Annotated in this window: 19 protein-coding genes; 8 read left to right on the top strand and 11 right to left on the bottom strand. The window is 53.7% G+C overall.

All coding sequences use genetic code 11. From position 1 onward, the window contains the following. Window positions 1-121: 121 nt before the first annotated feature. On the top strand, window positions 122-472 hold the full coding sequence (locus LK04_RS04705; RefSeq protein ID WP_039329661.1) for a FlxA-like family protein: 351 nt from the start codon (window positions 122-124) through the stop codon (window positions 470-472). On the opposite strand, the gene LK04_RS04700 is transcribed toward LK04_RS04705, so the two are convergent. Further along, window positions 469-1,389, bottom strand: coding sequence for a LysR family transcriptional regulator (locus tag LK04_RS04700; RefSeq protein WP_039329663.1), 921 nt, complete (start codon window positions 1,387-1,389; stop codon window positions 469-471). The genes LK04_RS04705 and LK04_RS04700 overlap by 4 nt on opposite strands. Before the next feature lie 100 nt (window positions 1,390-1,489). Between LK04_RS04700 and LK04_RS04695 the strand changes: the two genes are divergently transcribed. Continuing rightward, window positions 1,490-2,491 carry a bile acid:sodium symporter family protein gene (locus LK04_RS04695; protein ID WP_039329665.1) on the top strand — a complete coding sequence of 334 codons (1,002 nt, stop codon included), beginning with the start codon at window positions 1,490-1,492 and terminating at the stop codon, window positions 2,489-2,491. Between the two features lie 30 nt (window positions 2,492-2,521). Here the strand turns inward: LK04_RS04695 and LK04_RS04690 are convergent, their stop codons facing one another. From LK04_RS04690 to zipA, 3 genes are all read right to left on the bottom strand, one after another. Continuing rightward, entirely contained in the window at window positions 2,522-2,740 is a 219-nt protein-coding gene (locus LK04_RS04690; RefSeq protein ID WP_039329667.1) for a DUF3820 family protein, read from the bottom strand. 1 nt (window position 2,741) lies between these two features. Beyond that, window positions 2,742-4,757: an NAD-dependent DNA ligase LigA gene (gene ligA / locus LK04_RS04685; protein WP_039329669.1), complete on the bottom strand. Its 2,016-nt coding sequence runs from the start codon at window positions 4,755-4,757 to the stop codon at window positions 2,742-2,744. 69 nt (window positions 4,758-4,826) lie between these two features. Next, the gene (gene zipA / locus LK04_RS04680; RefSeq protein ID WP_039329671.1) at window positions 4,827-5,813 is read right to left on the bottom strand and encodes a cell division protein ZipA; all 987 of its coding nucleotides are present in this window, start codon (window positions 5,811-5,813) and stop codon (window positions 4,827-4,829) included. A gap of 218 nt (window positions 5,814-6,031) precedes the next feature. Between zipA and cysZ the strand changes: the two genes are divergently transcribed. The 6 genes from cysZ to crr all read left to right on the top strand — a co-directional run bounded on the left by cysZ (window position 6,032) and on the right by crr (window position 10,979). Further along, the gene (gene cysZ, locus LK04_RS04675) at window positions 6,032-6,790 is read left to right on the top strand and encodes a sulfate transporter CysZ (RefSeq protein WP_039329673.1); all 759 of its coding nucleotides are present in this window, start codon (window positions 6,032-6,034) and stop codon (window positions 6,788-6,790) included. A gap of 140 nt (window positions 6,791-6,930) precedes the next feature. Continuing rightward, entirely contained in the window at window positions 6,931-7,902 is a 972-nt protein-coding gene (cysK, locus tag LK04_RS04670; RefSeq protein ID WP_039329675.1) for a cysteine synthase A, read from the top strand. Window positions 7,903-7,921: 19 nt separating this feature from the next. After that, window positions 7,922-8,224 (top strand): hypothetical protein, encoded by a 303-nt coding sequence (locus LK04_RS20850; protein WP_231568844.1) that lies wholly within the window; start codon window positions 7,922-7,924, stop codon window positions 8,222-8,224. A gap of 64 nt (window positions 8,225-8,288) precedes the next feature. Beyond that, a complete protein-coding gene (gene ptsH / locus LK04_RS04660) occupies window positions 8,289-8,546 on the top strand; it encodes a phosphocarrier protein Hpr (RefSeq protein ID WP_007889063.1) in 258 nt (85 codons plus the stop codon). A gap of 159 nt (window positions 8,547-8,705) precedes the next feature. Continuing rightward, the gene (ptsI, locus tag LK04_RS04655; RefSeq protein ID WP_039329683.1) at window positions 8,706-10,433 is read left to right on the top strand and encodes a phosphoenolpyruvate-protein phosphotransferase PtsI; all 1,728 of its coding nucleotides are present in this window, start codon (window positions 8,706-8,708) and stop codon (window positions 10,431-10,433) included. 42 nt (window positions 10,434-10,475) lie between these two features. Then, complete coding sequence (gene crr, locus LK04_RS04650; RefSeq protein ID WP_034825872.1) at window positions 10,476-10,979, top strand: PTS glucose transporter subunit IIA; 504 nt, start codon at window positions 10,476-10,478, stop codon at window positions 10,977-10,979. Window positions 10,980-11,238: 259 nt separating this feature from the next. On the opposite strand, the gene LK04_RS04645 is transcribed toward crr, so the two are convergent. The 7 genes from LK04_RS04645 to LK04_RS04615 form a co-directional block, all read right to left on the bottom strand. Beyond that, window positions 11,239-12,600 carry an ATP-binding protein gene (locus LK04_RS04645; RefSeq protein WP_039329686.1) on the bottom strand — a complete coding sequence of 454 codons (1,362 nt, stop codon included), beginning with the start codon at window positions 12,598-12,600 and terminating at the stop codon, window positions 11,239-11,241. Continuing rightward, window positions 12,597-13,277 carry a response regulator transcription factor gene (locus LK04_RS04640; protein WP_039329688.1) on the bottom strand — a complete coding sequence of 227 codons (681 nt, stop codon included), beginning with the start codon at window positions 13,275-13,277 and terminating at the stop codon, window positions 12,597-12,599. Before LK04_RS04640 ends, LK04_RS04645 begins: the two co-directional genes overlap by 4 nt. A 178-nt stretch (window positions 13,278-13,455) precedes the next feature. Continuing rightward, entirely contained in the window at window positions 13,456-14,337 is an 882-nt protein-coding gene (gene cysM / locus LK04_RS04635; RefSeq protein WP_039329689.1) for a cysteine synthase CysM, read from the bottom strand. Window positions 14,338-14,409: 72 nt separating this feature from the next. Beyond that, window positions 14,410-15,498: a sulfate/thiosulfate ABC transporter ATP-binding protein CysA gene (gene cysA, locus LK04_RS04630; RefSeq protein WP_039329691.1), complete on the bottom strand. Its 1,089-nt coding sequence runs from the start codon at window positions 15,496-15,498 to the stop codon at window positions 14,410-14,412. Beyond that, window positions 15,488-16,360 (bottom strand): sulfate/thiosulfate ABC transporter permease CysW, encoded by an 873-nt coding sequence (gene cysW, locus LK04_RS04625; protein WP_039329693.1) that lies wholly within the window; start codon window positions 16,358-16,360, stop codon window positions 15,488-15,490. The genes cysA and cysW overlap by 11 nt, the downstream gene beginning before the upstream one ends. Then, window positions 16,360-17,193, bottom strand: a complete 834-nt coding sequence (cysT, locus tag LK04_RS04620) for a sulfate/thiosulfate ABC transporter permease CysT (RefSeq protein ID WP_039329695.1) — start codon at window positions 17,191-17,193, stop codon at window positions 16,360-16,362. Before cysT ends, cysW begins: the two co-directional genes overlap by 1 nt. Further along, window positions 17,193-18,209 (bottom strand): sulfate ABC transporter substrate-binding protein, encoded by a 1,017-nt coding sequence (locus tag LK04_RS04615; protein ID WP_039329697.1) that lies wholly within the window; start codon window positions 18,207-18,209, stop codon window positions 17,193-17,195. Before LK04_RS04615 ends, cysT begins: the two co-directional genes overlap by 1 nt. Window positions 18,210-18,518: the final 309 nt, after the last annotated feature.

Here is an 18,518-nt window from a genome sequence, read left to right as displayed (position 1 = left end):
TTTTGCTATGCGTAAAACACCCCGTCCTCACAAAACCTTTTCACTGGCTTAACGCTTTGCGTGCTCAAGGCTGTTCCCACCTGTGCCGATAACGATAATGGTCTATTGCAAGGAGTAAACCATGTCGACTATCTCAAGTGTAAGCAGCATCAGTAGCGCAAGCAGTGGTGGAGGTTCCACCTCACAAATCGCCAGCCTGAATAAACAGATCCAAAGCCTGACTCAACAGGTTAAAGATCTGGCAGATGACGATACCCTCACGGATGAACAGAAATCTGAAGAACAGCAGATGCTGGAATCACAGATTGCGATGGTAGAAGCGCAGATAGCGCAAATTGAGCAGCAGCAGGCAGAAAAAGCGCAGCAGAAGCAAGAAGCGCAGCAGCCGACTGCGGCCAGTGCCACCAGCGCACCGAAAGCTGATGGCATTAATCGTCCGACCGATACCAACCAAATCAACGTTTACGTCTAAAACGCCGGTTTGAGTGCGCGTTGTTGCGCCAGCAGGCTTGCCTGTTGGCGCACCTCCTGCCAGATGGCTTCGGCGGCCGGGGTCAAAGACCGATTCTTTCGTTTAATCAACATCAGATGACGATTGATCTCTGGATAGAGTCGACGTACTGCAAGTTTGCGCCCTGAAGGCAGTGGCAGCGCTAACGCTGGCAAAATACTGATGCCTATTCCCGCCTCCACCATCGGAAACAACGTGGCGGGGTGACCAATCTCCTGCACCACCTGCACCTTTATGGATAACTGCTGCAAAGCCGCATCCACCAGTAAGCGACTGCCGGAAGCATAATCCTGTAACACCAGATTGCGCCCCGCTAACATCGCCCACTCGGCTTGCTCCACCTGCGCCAGCACATCGTCCTGGTGGCACAACAGTAAAAACGGCTCTTGCAAAATATCTTCGGCATCAAAATCGGCTTCCGCCAGCGGTCCGATAACAATACCAAAATCGACTTCCGCATTACGTACGCTCTGTAGCACCGACTGCTGCGCGCGGTCGTGCAAAATCACACGAATATCCGGATAACGTTGCTGACTGCCCGCTAAACATTGCGGCATCAGGTTTGCCGAAGGGGTCTGACTCGCGGCCACCCGCACCGTGCCGCTGCGCTGTTCCCCATAGCTGCGCACATCCAACACCGTGGTGTTTAACTCTTCCAACAGCCGCTCAATGCGTGATGCCAGTTGGTGCCCCGCTTCCGTTAACATCACCTCTCGCGTGGTGCGATCGAGTAATCGCACCCCCATTTCGGCTTCAAGCTCTTTAATACTGTGGCTCACCGCAGACTGGCTGAGGCCAATGGCCTGTCCTGCCTGGCTAAAGCTCCCCTGCTGTGCCACCGCAACAAAGGTGCGTAGCTGACGTAAGGTGTAATTCATCGATATCGCTCATAGATTAATGCAATAAATCAATTTTATTTCTAAACCCGAGTAGCGCACAATCAGCACCATCATTTTTATTATTAACCGGATTGTAACAATGGGATTTTTACGACTCGACCCAATGATGGTCAAACTCATCATCACCGTGCTGCTGGCAAGCTTTATTCCGGCCAAAGGCGGTTTTGTTGATTTCTTTGAGTATCTGACCACCGCCGCCATTGCCCTGCTGTTCTTTATGCACGGTGCCAAGTTATCTCGCGAAAAAATCATTGCAGGCAGTAGCCACTGGCGTTTGCATCTGTGGATTATGTGCAGCACCTTTGTGGTATTCCCGATTCTGGGTTTGCTGCTGGTGTGGTGGCATCCGGTTAACGTTGGTGCGGAGATTTACACCGGCTTCATCTATCTGTGTATTCTGCCCGCGACTGTTCAGTCAGCCATTGCCTTCACCTCCATGGCGGGCGGTAACGTCGCCGCTGCGGTCTGTGCAGCATCGGCTTCCAGTTTGCTCGGCGTATTTGTTTCGCCGCTGCTGGTCAATCTGGTGATGAATGTGCACAGCGATGCGCCGAGTAATGGTCTCGAACAGATTGGCAAAATCATGCTGCAACTGTTAGTGCCGTTCGTGATTGGTCACTTGTCTCGTCGCTGGATTGGCGGCTGGATAGAGAAGCATCGCAGCCTGATTGGCAAAACTGACCAGACTTCAATCCTGCTGGTGGTCTATTCCGCCTTCAGTGAAGCGGTTGTGAACGGCATCTGGCATCGCGTGGGCGTGGATACGCTGCTGTGGATTCTGGTGGGCAGCGTGGTGATTCTGTTTGTCGCGCTGGCAATTAACCTTGGGGCTTCGCGTCTGTTTGGTTTCAGCCGGGCTGATGAAATCGTGGTGCTGTTCTGTGGTTCGAAGAAAAGTCTGGCTAATGGTGTACCGATGGCCAACATTCTGTTCCCGGCCAGTTCGGTGGGGATTATCGTACTGCCGTTGATGATCTTCCATCAGGTGCAGTTGATGGTGTGTTCCTTTATTGCCCAACGCTACAAGGCAGGCAATGAGAAGCGGCTGGCGCAGCAGCAAGTGGAAACGCAAAAATCCTAAGCAAACGGCCCGCAAATACGGGCCGTTTTACTATTCACTGCGCTTGAGGGGTTTAACCAACCCCTCTAATCCTTCAATTTTAATCGCCAGCGTCAGTTGCATCAGGTCACCTAACTTGCCTGCGGGAAACTCGTTTTTGCGCGCAAACCACAGCAAATACTCTTCAGGTAAATCGATCAACATACGGCCTTTGTACTTACCAAAGAGCATCGCCATGTTGGCGATTTCCACCAACTGATGTTTCTCCATGTCAGGCTCCAAGCAGGCGAATCATCTCCGCTTCATCAATCACCGGAATACCCAGTTCCTGTGCTTTCGCCAGTTTCGAACCTGCGGCTTCGCCGGCAATCAGTAAATCGGTTTTCTTCGATACGCTGCCGCTGACTTTCGCACCGAGCGCCGCCAGACGTGCCTTAGCATCGTCACGATTCATCTGCGACAGCGAGCCGGTCAGTACCACGGTTTTACCGGCAAACGGACTGTCGATCTCTGCCGCGTTCAGCACTTCTGGCTGAGGCCAGTGCACCCCAATCTCAGTCAGTTCGCGGATCACCTCGCGATTGCTCTCTTCATCCATGAAATTACGCACATGTGCAGCAACCACTTTGCCCACATCCTGCACGGCAATCAGAGCCTCGAGATCGGCATTCATCACTTTATCCAGCTCACCAAAATGATTGGCCAGATTAGCGGCGGTGGCTTCCCCAACCTCACGGATGCCGAGTGCATAGAGGAATCGAGGCAACGTTGTGAGCTTCGCCTTTTCCAGCGCATCCACGATATTTTGCGCCGACTTTGGCCCCATGCGATCCAGCCCGGTGAGCTTGCCAGCGGTGAGACGGAATAGATCGGCCGGCGTCTGGACATACTCTTTTTCCACGAGCTGATCGATGATTTTGTCGCCCATACCGTCAACGTCCATCGCACGGCGAGAGACAAAGTGCTTAAGCGCTTCTTTACGCTGCGCACCGCAAATCAGGCCACCGGTACAACGCGTCACGGCTTCACCTTCGACGCGTTCGACATCTGATCCACAGACCGGGCAATGGCTCGGGAAGACGATTTCACGCGTGTCTTCAGGACGTTCAGATTCCACCACATTCACCACCTGCGGAATCACATCGCCCGCGCGGCGAATCACGACTTTGTCGCCGATGCGCAAGCCCAAACGCGCGATTTCATCAGCGTTGTGCAGTGTGGCATTACTCACCACCACGCCAGCCACCTGCACCGGCTCCAGACGTGCCACGGGGGTGATGGCACCCGTACGGCCAACCTGGAATTCAACATCGCGCACGAAGGTCATCTGCTCCTGCGCGGGGAATTTAAAGGCCACGGCCCAGCGAGGCGCACGCGCGACAAAGCCGAGCTGTTCCTGCAGGGCCTGAGAATCCACTTTGATCACCACGCCATCAATATCAAAACCGAGTGACGGGCGGTCTTGCTCCACCTGGCGATAGAATGCCAGCACCTCTTCGGCGGTATGAGCCAGACGAATACGGTCGCTGACCGGTAATCCCCAGGCTTTAAACTGTTGCAGGCGCTGCCAATGGCTGGCAGGCATTTCACCGCCTTCCAGCAGGCCAAAACCGTAGCAGAAGAAGGTCAACGGGCGTTTCGCCGTGATGCGTGGATCGAGCTGGCGCAATGAGCCCGCTGCGGCATTGCGCGGGTTGGCGAACACTTTCGCTCCCGTACGACGGGCTTCTTCATTGAGCTTTTCAAAGCCCACTTCCGTCATAAACACTTCCCCACGCACTTCAACGCGTGCAGGAATGTTGTCGCCGTGCAAACGCAGCGGGATAGCATGAATAGTACGCACATTGACGGTGATGTTCTCACCGGTGGTGCCATCACCGCGCGTGGCTGCGCGTACCAGCAGGCCATCCTCATACAGCAGGCTAACCGCCAGGCCATCCAGCTTGAGTTCGCAGCAGTAGGTCAAATCATCGCTGCTTTTCAGGCGATCCTGGACGCGTTTATTGAAGGCAAGGAATCCGGCTTCATCAAAGGTGTTGTCGAGTGACAGCATGGGCACTTCGTGGCGAACCTGTTCGAAAGCAGCCAACGGTGCCGCGCCTACGCGCTGAGAGGGGGAATCGGGCGTGATGAGATCGGGGTTCGCCGCTTCCAGTTCGCGCAGCTGCTGCATTAATCGATCATATTCTGCATCCGGAATTTCCGGTGCATCCATCACGTGATAGAGGTACTCATGGTGACGTAACGAGGTACGCAGTGCGGTGATCTGCTCCTGAACCGATTTCATAATCTTTTACCCGATAAAAAACCCCCGACATGCGGGGGTTTAGTTAATATTTTTCACGATGAAAGACGGTTAGCCAATCACTTCACGAATGCGTGCTTTGTAGGTTTCCAGCTTCTGTGGCGTCATCATGCGGCGCTCATCATCCAGCACCACACCACCCACATCATCAGCGATACGCTGTGCTGACTGCAGCATCAGCTTGAAGTTCTGGTTGGCATCACCGTAAGACGGCACCATCATAAAGATGGAGATGCCCGGCGTAGTGAAATCGCCCATGGTGTCCGGGTTAAATGAGCCCGGCTTGACCATATTCGCCAGGCTAAACAGCACAGGTCCGCTGCCTGCTGGGCTGAGATGGCGATGGAAAATGTTCATTTCTCCAAACTGGAAGCCCGCTTGCAGAATACCCTGCAACAGCGCTTCGCCGTTCAGTTCACCACCGGTGTGCGCGGCCACGTGCAGTACCAGCACCGCTTCATTTTTTCTTTGTGAAGAGGCAGCAGGCTGCGCCGGCTGTTCCTGCACCACCGGTGCTTCTTCTTCAAATTCAGGTTCTTCCGCAGCCTGGAATTCAGGCGCAGGCTGGGTTGCAGACAGTGGCTCATTATCCAGCAAAGGATCGGCCTGCACTGGCTGAGGTTGTGGCGCAGGCGCAGGTCTCGCTACGGGTGGTACAGGCGCTTGCGGTGCAGGTTGACGCACGGCTGGCTCATCATCCAGCAGTGGATCGCCCATCAATGGCGCTTCATGACGTGGGAACGGCTGACGCACAGGTTCAGGCGCACGCGGCGCGCTGACAGGTTTAGTCACAGGCGCGTCAAATTCAGGCTCTTCATGGGCGTCACGATGACGGCTCACACGAACTTCGCCGACGCCATCATCTTCGTCGCTCAGCAGATCTTCATCGGCTTCATCGCGTTGTTTCAGACGTTTGTGCGGGCGATCACGAAACACGGAAGAGCGCTCTTTACGGCTGGTCCACAGTCCGTGAAGTAGCAGCGCTATTATGGCGATCGCGCCAACAACGATTAATATCAGACGCAAATCCTGCATCATTGTATTCTCTGTTGTTCCAATACCTTGCCACCACGGCAAACTTTATCCTCTAACTGTATTTGCCCAGCTACACAAGTGCAAGTCTGTGCAGTATTTTCTGACAAATAAGATAGCTGCCCCACGCTTTTTTGCTGTTTTTTCGCGCAATGTGCCCCTGCCGCCGACAAAAAGCCAGGTTATGATGTGCGCGCCGCCACACACAAGGAGAATGGCTCGCTATGCCCGCAGAGAACTTACCCTCATCATTTAATGGTATTCATTACTTTGCCGAAGGCTGGAAGTTGGTTCGCCTGCCTGGCATTCGCCGTTACGTTATTATCCCGCTGCTGGTTAACATCGTGCTGCTGGGCGGCGCCTTTATCTGGCTGTTTCAACGTCTGGGCCAATGGATCCCTGCCGTGTTGTCCCACGTACCAGACTGGTTGCAGTGGCTGAGTTATTTACTTTGGCCGCTGTCGGTTATCTCGATTGTGCTGGTGTTTAGTTACTTCTTCTCCACCCTGGCCAACTGGATTGCCGCTCCCTTCTGCGGGCTGTTGGCAGAGCAGCTGGAAGGACGCCTGACCGGCAAACCGCTGCCAGACAGTGGCTGGATGGCGATGTTCAAAGATATCCCGCGCATTATGAAGCGCGAATTACAAAAGCTGGGCTACTACCTGCCGCGTGCACTCGGCTTGCTGGTGCTCTATTTTGTCCCTGGATTTGGACAAACCGTCACCCCGGTCTTATGGTTTTTGTTCAGCGCCTGGATGTTGTCGATACAGTATTGCGATTATCCGTTTGACAACCACAAAGTGAGTTTCCACCAGATGCGCAGTGCATTGCGTCAGCATAAGACCGCCAATATGCAGTTCGGTGCGATGGTGAGCCTGTTTACCATGATTCCAATTCTGAATCTGGCCATCATGCCGGTGGCGGTATGTGGCGCCACAGCGATGTGGGTTGACCGTTATCGTATGCAACACACACGTCATTAAAGCTTCAAAAAGCCTTATGCATTTTTGCGTAAGGCTTATGGTTGTGGGCTATATAGATATACGATTTCTTTCCTTCCGCGTACGGGAAGAAAAGGTATGCTCTGAGGGTTCCCAATATTTCATACAGTTAAGGACGAGCTATGAGTAAGATCTATGAAGACAACTCTCTGACAATTGGTCATACGCCGCTGGTTCGACTGAACCGCATCGGTAACGGCCGCATTCTGGCGAAGGTCGAGTCGCGTAACCCGAGCTTCAGCGTCAAATGCCGTATCGGTGCCAATATGATTTGGGACGCGGAAAAACGCGGCATTCTTAAACCGGGGGTTGAGCTGGTTGAACCCACCAGCGGTAACACCGGTATTGCGCTGGCCTACGTTGCGGCGGCACGCGGTTACAAATTAACCCTGACCATGCCAGAGACCATGTCGGTTGAACGCCGTAAGCTGCTTAAGGCGCTGGGTGCCAATCTGGTGCTGACCGAAGGCGCGAAAGGCATGAAAGGAGCCATCGCCAAAGCGGAAGAGATCGTCGCTAGCGACCCAGACAAATTTGTGCTGTTGCAGCAGTTCAGCAACCCGGCTAACCCGGAAATCCACGAGAAAACCACCGGCCCGGAAATCTGGGAAGACACAGACGGCGAAGTCGATGTGTTTATCGCGGGTGTGGGCACCGGCGGCACGCTGACCGGCGTTAGCCGCTACATTAAAAATACCAAAGGCAAGAAAGAGCTGATTACGGTGGCGGTTGAGCCAACAGACTCGCCGGTTATCGCGCAAGCGCTGGCAGGTGAAGAGATTAAACCCGGCCCACACAAGATTCAGGGTATCGGTGCTGGTTTCATTCCGGGCAACCTCGACCTGAAACTGGTTGACCGTGTGGTGGCGATTACCAACGAAGAAGCGATCAGCACTGCGCGTCAGTTGATGGAAGAAGAAGGCATTCTGGCCGGTATCTCTTCAGGTGCTGCCGTGGCTGCCGCTCTGCAATTGCAGGAAGACGAAGCCTTCGCTAACAAGAACATTGTGGTCATCCTGCCCTCTTCTGGAGAGCGTTACCTTAGCACTGCATTGTTCGCCGATCTGTTCACTGAAAAAGAGCTGCAGCAGTAACCGCCAAAGTCTTAAATTGATGGAAAAAGCACCCAATCGGGTGCTTTTTTGTGGTGTAGATCTCACTTTTACCACCAGGCAGATTGATTTCAATGTCGCGGCTCTGGTATTTAAGCTCCCAATTATTTCGGTGCCTGAAATTAATCTGGCTTTGAAGTGGATCAAGCTGAATCGATTTACTGATTTGGCTAAACGGCGATTCACGGCATACTTAACGGAGTGCCGAATTCGCGCAGTTTTTGATCTGTCTCCGAAAGACGCACATTATGAAGCGCATTTTTTGGTCAGCTTAATGCCACACCAGCGCACCTACACAGGCTAAAGTAGCGGCTCCAGGCTAGACTTTAGATCCATAACACCAAACCTGATAAAGTTGGGGAAATAGAATGTTCCAGCAAGAAGTTACCATTACCGCACCTAACGGCCTTCATACCCGTCCTGCAGCTCAGTTCGTTAAAGAAGCTAAGGCTTTCCAGTCAGAAATCACTGTGACCTCTAATGGCAAATCTGCCAGCGCGAAAAGCCTGTTCAAACTGCAGACTCTGGGTCTGACTCAGGGTACGGTTGTTACGCTGTCTGCTGAAGGTGAAGACGAGCAGCAAGCGGTTGAGCACCTGGTGAAACTGATGGCTGAGCTGGAGTAATTCCGCTCAGGTAAGCAATTAAACCGACTCCTTTGCCCCATTGAGTGCAAAAATCTTGATCGCGGACAACCTGTCCGCGTTCTTGCTTCCTTAGAGTACTGGTCCGTGACAGTGGCAACGCATTGGGTCAATGAGCCATCGTGATTAAAAGGTAGGGTTATGATTTCAGGCATTTTAGCATCACCGGGTATCGCTTTCGGCAAAGCACTTCTGCTGAAGGAAGATGAGATCGTCATCAGCCGTAAAAAAATTACTGACGACCAGGTTGAGCAAGAAGTTCAACGCTTCCTTGATGGTCGCGGCAAAGCGGCAGTTCAGCTTGAAGCTATCCGTGTCAAAGCCGGTGAAACCCTCGGCGAAGAGAAAGCGGCGATCTTTGAAGGTCATATCATGCTGCTCGAAGACGAAGAGCTTGAGCAAGAAATCATCGACCTGATTAAGAAAGATCACGCCACGGCTGACGCTGCAGCGTACTCTGTCATTGATGGCCAGGCCAAAGCACTGGAAGAACTCGACGACGAATACCTGAAGGAACGTGCGGCTGACGTACGTGACATCGGTAAGCGTCTGCTGCAAAACATCCTCGGTCTGCACATTGTTGATCTGGGTGCTATCGCAGAAGAATCTATTCTGGTGGCGAAAGATTTAACGCCGTCAGAAACCGCACAGCTGAACCTGAAGAAGGTGCTGGGCTTTATTACCGATATCGGTGGACGTACCTCTCACACCTCCATCATGGCGCGTTCTCTGGAGATCCCAGCGATTGTCGGCACCGGTAATGTCACCACGCAAATTAAAAACGGTGATTTCCTGATTCTGGATGGCGTAAACAATAAAATTTACGTGAATCCTACTGATGCTGAACAAGAAGAGCTGAAAGCGATTCAAACCCAGTATCTGTCAGAAAAACATGAACTGGCTAAGCTGAAAGACCTGCCTGCTATCACGCTGGATGGTCATCAGGTTGAAGTGTGTGCCAACATTGGTACCGTACGTGATGTCGCTGGTGCAGAGCGCAACGGCGCGGAAGGCGTGGGCCTGTATCGTACCGAGTTCCTGTTTATGGACCGTGACTCACTGCCAACCGAAGAAGAGCAGTTCCAGGCTTACAAAGCCGTTGCTGAAGCCATGGGTTCTCAGGCCGTAATCGTGCGTACTATGGACATCGGCGGTGATAAAGATCTGCCGTACATGAACCTGCCAAAAGAGGACAACCCGTTCCTAGGCTGGCGCGCGATTCGTATCGCGATGGACCGTAAAGAGATCCTGCACGCTCAGCTGCGCGCTATTCTGCGTGCCTCTTCCTTCGGCAAACTGCGCATCATGTTCCCGATGATTATTTCGGTGGAAGAAGTGCGTGCGCTGAAGGCCGAGCTGGAAATGCTGAAAACGCAGCTGCGTGAAGAAGGCAAGTCCTTTGATGAGACCATTGAAGTGGGCATTATGGTGGAAACACCGGCTTCAGCGGTGATTGCTCGCCATCTGGCGAAAGAAGTCGACTTCTTTAGTATTGGGACAAATGACCTGACGCAGTATACTCTGGCGGTCGATCGTGGTAATGATTTGATTTCACACCTCTATAACCCAATGACGCCATCCGTACTCGGCCTCATTAAGCAAGTGATCGACGCGTCACATGCCGAAGGGAAATGGACCGGCATGTGTGGTGAGCTGGCGGGTGATGAACGTGCTACACTACTGTTACTGGGAATGGGGCTGGACGAATTCAGCATGAGTGCCATTTCAATCCCGAGCATCAAGAAGATTATTCGTAATACCAATTTCGAAGATGCGAAGGCATTGGCGGAGCAGGCTCTGGCTCAACCCACAGCGGAAGATTTGATGAACCTGGTGAACAAGTTCATTAAAGAAAAAACGCTCTGCTGATCCACGAGATGCTGGCCCCAAATTACTGCTTAGGAGAAGATCATGGGTTTGTTTTCTAAACTTTTTGGCGAAAAATCAGAGAGCGCGTCAGGGACTATTGATATCGTTGCGCCTCTGTCAGGCGAAATCGTGAATATCGAAGACGTTCCTGATGTGGTTTTTGCTGAGAAAATCGTGGGTGACGGTATTGCCATTAAACCGACAGGCAACAAAATGGTTGCACCGGTTGACGGTACCATCGGTAAGATTTTCGAAACCAACCACGCTTTTTCCATCGAATCTGACAATGGCATTGAGCTGTTTGTCCACTTCGGTATCGATACGGTTGAACTGAAAGGTGAAGGTTTCAAACGCATCGCTGAAGAAGGCCAGAAAGTGAAAAAAGGCGATGTGGTGATCGAGTTTGATCTGCCACTGCTGGAAGAGAAGGCAAAATCCACGCTGACGCCGGTTGTGATTTCGAACATGGACGAGATCAAAGACCTGATCAAACTCTCCGGTCAGGTGACTGTGGGTGAAACCCCGGTTATCCGCATTAAGAAGTAAGCAGCGCTTGCATCATAAAAAACGGCACCCTTTGGGTGCCGTTTTTGTTTGTCAGTCTGGGTAGCCTTGACCAGTACGTTTTTCCAAAGTGAAAAAGCGGGATTGGTGCTGTCGGTCAGGACAACCGGGCAGATCGCAAAGACGGCATAAACCATCCCTGGGCCTCTACCCTCGCCATCCCTGGCGAGGGACGCTTTGCTCTTCTGCCCGGTTGTCCTGCCCTACTCTACATCGTGCGTGCTGCTTGAGAGCTTAAACCTCATTCCTGCTTCCAGCGCGGAAGTCGCAATGTCAGCTCTAAACCACCTTCAGGGCGATTCACCGCCTGCACTTCACCATGGTGCGCCAGAATCACCTTACGCACGATAGACAGCCCCAGGCCGTATCCTTTACCCATCATCGGGGAGTTCACCCGAACAAAGGGATCAAAGATGCTGGAGAGTTTCTCGTCGTCCACGCCCGGCCCTTGGTCGCGCACGCGAATCGCCAGCCACTGATTTTCCGCCTGTAATCGCACATTGATATGTTGGCCTTTGTGTGAAAAGCGCAGCGCATTGCGCAGCACGTTTTCCACACCACGACGAATCAGCTCGGCGTTGCCGTGCACGGTGTAGTCCGCGTTCTCGTCCACCTGAAAATCAACTTTCACGCCTGGAATCTGCGCCTCATAGCGCACATCCGTCACCACAGCATGCAGCAGTCCGGTGAGGTCAAAGTATTGCTCGCCAGGCATACTTTCATGTTCAGCGCGTGACAGGGTCAACAGCTCGCCAATCATCTTGTCGAGGCGGCGTGCCTCTTCATCGATACGATTAAGAGATGCCTCAACGGATTCTGGGGTTTGACGTGCCAACCCTGTTGCCAGCTGCAAACGCGCCAGCGGGGAGCGTAATTCATGAGAGATATCATGCAGTAGCTCTTCACGCGCTTTGACCAGCGTGTCGAGGCGTTCCACCATGGCATCGAACTCTTGTGCCACCGTGGAAAGCTCATCGTGGCGCTTACGCATCACCGGATAGAGGCGTACAGACAAATCGCCACTTGAGACACGCGCAAAACCTTCGCGCAGCTGACGCATCGGACGTGTCAGGTTCCAGGCCAGTAGCAGGCTGAATAACAAGCCCAGTGCCCCTGCAAAGGTAAACATTGGTTCGGGGATATTCAGGATACGACGCGGGCCACCGCCCCCCATGGTGCTGTCTTCCCGCAGCCCTTTAACATCGTAACGCAGCTCATACTCTTTTCCGTCCTGGCCCTTCACCCAGCGCACAATCACATCCGGGAAAGGACCATGGAAAGGCGCACTGAAGGTCTCAGGTGGCGCATTTCCCGGCGTGGTCGCGGGTTTATCATGCTGAATAACCGAAAAGAACTGACGATCATTCGGCTCCCAGTCGGCCATCATGTCATCCAGCGAACTGGGGCCACCGCGCTCTAAAACCGACACCGCAGACGCCATCTGCAAATTGACGATACGACGAATCGCTACGATCTCCGGCGGCTCATGGCGATTACCGGAAAGGGTAAATCCGAGCCATAACAGCTGACTAATAATGACAAACACGATCCAGAAGCCCAGCAGGATCTTCCAGAACATACGGCCGCGGTAGCTGTGTTTCATCGAATGCGATAACCAATACTGCGTACAGTCTCAATATTGACGCTGTCAGCGGTGAGCGCCGCCAGCTTCTGACGAATGTTGCTGATGTGCACATCAACGCTACGATCGTAAGCTTCGCGCGGACGACCCAATCCCTTCTCAGACAGCTCATCTTTCGACACCACACGATCTGGCGCACGCAGCAGCAGATCTAACAGGTTGAATTCTGATGCAGTGAGGTCAAACGCTTTACCCTGCCATTCAGTAATACGCGTAGCGGGATTCAGGCACAGCTCGCCCCAGCGCAGCACTTCTTTTTTATCCGGTATTGGGGCCTGGTCTTCAAAACGACGCAGCACCGCACGCAAACGCGCCACTAACTCACGTGGATAGCATGGCTTAGGCACATAGTCATCCGCGCCCATTTCCAGGCCGATGACGCGATCAATATTGTCGCCTTTCGCCGTCAACATAATCACCGGTAGGCGGCTGTTCTGACGCACCTGGCGCAGTACATCGATACCGCTCATATCGGGCAGCATAATATCGAGGATCATCGCGGTGTAATTGCCCGACAACGCGCCTTCAATACCGGCGGTTCCGGTTAAAACCAATTGCGTTTCAAAGCCTTCCGCAATCAGGTACTGGCTCAGCATGGTGCCAAGTTCTACATCGTCATCAACAAGCAGAATTTTCATCTTTATCTCTCGTACAAAATTGCCGCTATTTTGGCCTGAGTTGGCAACGAGCGCAGCCAATTTTACTCGATCCTTACAGTGCCAACACCAGACGATAATTAGGGAGACTATAGACAAAAACGGCCCGGTCGCACCACAACAGTACGCTCAGGCCAGATAAAATTTTGAGAAGCTGAAATCAGTGGAACACGCCGGTGGAGAGATAACGGTCACCGCGATCGCAGACAATCGCCACGACCACGCTGCCGGGATGCGCTGCCGCTACACGCAATGCGCCAGCCACTGCACCACCGGAACTGACGCCGCAGAAGATACCTTCACGCTGGGCTAACGCCCGCATTGTCTCTTCGGCTTCCTGTTGCGCCATATCAATGACGTCATCCACCAGCTCCGGGCGGAAAATGCCGGGAAGATACGCCTCTGGCCAGCGGCGAATGCCAGGAATACTGCTGCCTTCCTGCGGCTGCAAGCCAATCACTTTTACTGCAGGCGCGAACTCCTTCAAATAGCGCCCGACCCCCGTGATGGTGCCGGTTGTGCCCATGCTGGACACAAAATGGGTCATCCGACCCTGCGTCTGCTGCCATATCTCCGGGCCGGTGGTGAGATAGTGGCCGAGTGGATTATCGGGGTTATTGAACTGATCCAACACCCTGCCCTCACCGCGATCGGCCATCTCTTGCGCCAAATCGCGCGCCCCTTCCATGCCCTGTTCGCGCGTCACCAACACCAACTCCGCACCGTAAGCACGCATCGCATCCTGCCGCTCCTGGCTCATGTTATCGGGCATTAGCAGGCGCAGCTTGTAGCCTTTCATCGCCGCAATCATCGCCAGCGCGATGCCGGTGTTGCCGCTGGTGGCTTCAATCAACTGGTCGCCGGGGGTGATATCACCGCGCAACTCTGCCTGATGAATCATCGACCAGGCGGCACGATCTTTGACCGAACCGGCCGGATTATTCCCCTCCAGCTTTAACCAGATCTCACTGCCGTTATCGGGCGTCAGGCGCTGCAACCTGATCAACGGCGTATTGCCGATAGTATTTTCCAGTGTGGTCACGGTTTGATTCCAGGCAGAAGAGATGCAAAGAAATCGGGCGGGAAAGTCCCGCCCGAAGGAGTATCAAAAATATCAGGCGCTTTCGGCAAAGGCAACCGGACGCAGCGGCGTAGTGCCATGGTAGAGTCGAGCCTGCTGCAGGCCGACAAACAGGCGTTCGCCGCGAATCGGGGCCGTATGGTCGCCGTCATACACTACGGAGAACGCATCGCCCTGCCAGCCGCTTGGCTGTACCACTAACTGCCAGAAGTGACCGCGCGGACTGATTTCTAATACCTGCACTGGCAGCGGCGTTTCCAGGCTGCTCTGGCGTGATACATCCACTTCCCATGGACGCAGGAACAGTTCAACATCACCTTGATGCGCAGGCGTGTAACCCAGCGGCCAGCGGTGTGCGGCCACATGGAACTGCGAACCGTGCACTTCACCGTCGAAGCGATTAACCTCGCCAAGGAACTCCAGCACAAAGCGGGTTGCCGGCTCTTGCCACACTTCATTTGGCGTGCCGACTTGCTCGATGTTGCCCTGACTCATCACCACCACGCTATCCGCAACTTCCATTGCTTCTTCCTGATCGTGCGTCACGAACACGCTGGTGAATTTCAGCTCTTCGTGCAGTTGGCGCAACCAGCGGCGCAACTCTTTACGAACCTGGGCATCCAGCGCACCAAAAGGTTCATCGAGCAGCAGAATTTGCGGCTCCACCGCCAACGCACGGGCCAACGCCACACGCTGTTTCTGTCCACCCGATAGCTGAGCCGGGAAGCGATTAGCGAGATGGGCCAGTTGCACCATCTCCAGCAAACGCGTGACGCGTTGTTTAATTTCCGCAGCTGAGGGGCGCTCACGGCGCGGCAGCACGGTCAGGCCAAAGGCGATGTTGTCAAACACCGTCATGTGACGGAACAGCGCATAGTGCTGGAACACAAAACCGACCTGACGATCGCGCGCATGGATGCGGCTCACATCATTACCGTGGAAATGAATCTGCCCGCTGTTTTGATGTTCCAGCCCAGCGATAATGCGCAGCAGTGTAGTTTTACCGGAACCCGACGGGCCCAGCAGCGCCACCATCTTGCCGGAAGGAATATCCAGAGAGATGTCGTTCAACACCGGTGTACGGCCAAACGATTTATTAATTTGTTTGATCTCAATGCTCATGATTTTCCTCCTGTTGGCGCTTCTGCTGATGCTCTAACCGCCACTGCACCACGCTTTTCAGAAACAGCGTTACAATTGCCATCAGGGTCAGCAGCGCGGCGGCGGTAAACGCGCCTACGGTGTTGTAATCCTGATGCAGTAATTCAACCTGAAGCGGCAAGGTATAGGTCTCACCGCGAATCGATCCCGAGACCACCGAGACCGCACCAAACTCACCAATCGCACGGGCATTGGTCAGAACCACGCCATACAGCAGCGCCCAACGGATATTCGGCAGCGTTACACGGCGGAACATCTGCCAGCCAGATGCACCTAACAGCACTGCGGCTTCATCTTCATTGCTGCCCTGGCTTAACATCACCGGCACCAGTTCACGCACCACAAACGGACAGGTGACAAAGATGGTTGCCAGTACCATGCCCGGCCAGGCAAACATAATCTGGATATTGTGCGCATCCAGCCAACCGCCCGCCGGTCCGTTAATGCCCCAGAACAGCAGATACATCAGCCCCGCCACCACCGGCGACACGGCAAACGGAATATCAAACAGCGTCAGCAACAGTTGGCGGCCGGGGAAAGTAAAACGTGTCACCAGCCACGCCAGCAAGGTGCCAAACACCAGATTGACCGGCACGGTGATTAACGCCACCAGAATGGTCAGCCAGATGGCATGCAGCATGTCGCCATCTTTGAGATTATTCAGCGAGGCGACCAGTCCCTGGCTGAGCGCTTCCCAGAAGATCGACACCATCGGCACAACCAACAGCAAAATCGATACCAGCGCACCGATGCCAATCAGGACCCACTTACCCCAGTTGATCGGCTGGCGGTCGGCCTGATTAATCTGTGAAATCTCCGCCATTAGTGGCCTCCTAAGCGGCGGCCAAAGCGGCTCTGCAAGGTGTTAATCGCAAACAACAACAGCAGCGAAGCGGCCATAATCACCGAGGCAATGGCACTCGCCGCTGGGTAATCAAACTCTTGCAGGCGAACAAAAATCATCAGCGAAGTGACTTCGGTTTTCCACGCGATATTGCCCGCAATGAAGATAACCGCACCAAACTCACCAAGGCTGCGGGTAAAGGATAATGCCGTACCCGCTAACAGCGCCGGAGCCACTTCAGGCAGCACCACGCGGTGGAAACTCTGCCACGGTGAAGCACCGAGGGTTTCGGCGGCTTCTTCATATTCCGGACCCAACTCTTCCAGCACCGGCTGTACAGTACGCACCACAAACGGGATGCTGGTAAACGCCATCGCCACGGCAATGCCAAGCCAGGTGTAAGAGACTTTGATGTCAAAGTGCGCCAGCCATTGACCATACCAGCCGTTCACTGAGAACAAGCCTGCCAGCGTTAAACCGGCTACTGCGGTCGGTAAGGCAAACGGCAAATCCATTAAGCCATCCAGCAGCGCACGGCCAGGGAAGCGGTAGCGAGTCAGAATCCAGGCCATCAACATGCCAAAGAATGCATTGAAGATGGAGGCCACACCGGCTGAAATCAGCGTGACTTTATAAGCTGCAATCAACTGTGGATTGGTCACCACGTCCCAATACTGCGCCAGCGTCATGTTGGAGAGTTGCATCAACAGGGCGCTGATCGGCAGCAACAAGATCAAGCAGGTAAACAGCAGGCTGGTGCCCAGGCTCAAACCAAAGCCAGGTAACACGCGTTTTTGCGATAAGGCGAACATCAACCGCGCCCCGCAGCCAGTAATTTATCCAACTCACCACCGCTGGAGAAATGCGTTTGCATGACGTTTTCCCAGCCGCCAAACGCATCCTGCACGTTAAACAGCGCGGTCTGCGGGAAGCGATCTTTCTGCTCCGCCATCAGCTGTGGGTTGTTCACACGATAGTAGTAACCGGTAATGATTTTCTGCGCCTCTGGGGAGTAGAGGAAATTCAGGTAGGCTTTAGCCGCTTCGGCCGTGCCGTTGTGCTCGACGTTTTTATCGACCCACGCCACCGGGAATTCCGCCAGAATATTGGTTTTTGGCACAATCACTTCGTATTCATCTTTGCTGTATTGATTGCGGATGTTGTTCACTTCTGACTCAAAGCTGATCAACACATCGCCCAATCCACGCTCGGCAAAGGTGGTGGTTGCGCCGCGCCCGCCGGTATCAAACACTTCGACGTTCTTCAGGAACTTCGTCATGTAAGCTTCGGTTTTGGCTTTATCTTTGCCATCGGCCTGATCGGCTGCGCCCCACGCCGCGAGGTAGGTATAGCGACCGTTGCCTGAGGTTTTCGGATTCGGGAATACCAGCTTGACGTTATCGCGTGCCAGGTCGGCCCAGTCATGGATCTGCTTGGGATTCCCTTTGCGCACCAAAAACGCCATGGTGGAGTAAAACGGTGAACTGTTGTTAGGCAGACGCGTTTGCCAGTCAGCGGGGATCAGGTTGCCTTTGTCGTGCAGCACCTGCACATCGGTCACCTGGTTGTAGGTGACCACATCCGCACGCAAGCCCTGCAAAATCGCCAGCGCCTGTTTTGATGACCCGGCATGCGATTGTTTAATCGTCAGCTTGTCATTAGGGTGCGCGGCATCCCACTGCTGTTCAAACGGGGCATTCAGGGCAACAAACAGCTCGCGCGAGACGTCGTAAGAGCTGTTCAGCAGCTCTGTTGCCTGCGCTGCACCGGCTAACGCCAGTGACAAGGCGATTCCGCTCATCCATTTTTTCGCAATCGGAAGTGTCATGCTGCACCCTGAAATTCGGCGATAGCGCCAATGCCATTAGATGCTGTCAGTGTATTTATAACTCAGGGCAAAGCTGTAACGGTTTTATATATCGTTTGGGGATTTCAAAGTCTAAAAAGGCATAAGACGGCGGGAGAGTTTATGCATCAAACAGCAATGAAGAGATTTGGCGTAGGCATGTATCTGGTTCCATTAAAGCACGAACCGTAGCGGCGCAATTCATTGCGCGCCTTCCAGCCCTCGTTAAGCGCGATAAATCGCGCCGCTACGACTTATTGACGGAGGAATCGCGCCGTTACGTTTTGTTTA

Source organism: Pantoea vagans, from assembly GCF_001506165.1.
In the GTDB taxonomy this organism is placed as follows: Bacteria; Pseudomonadota; Gammaproteobacteria; order Enterobacterales; family Enterobacteriaceae; genus Pantoea; species Pantoea vagans_C.
The sequence above is the reverse complement of the archived record's forward strand: the minus strand, read 5'-3'. Positions and strand labels throughout refer to the sequence as shown.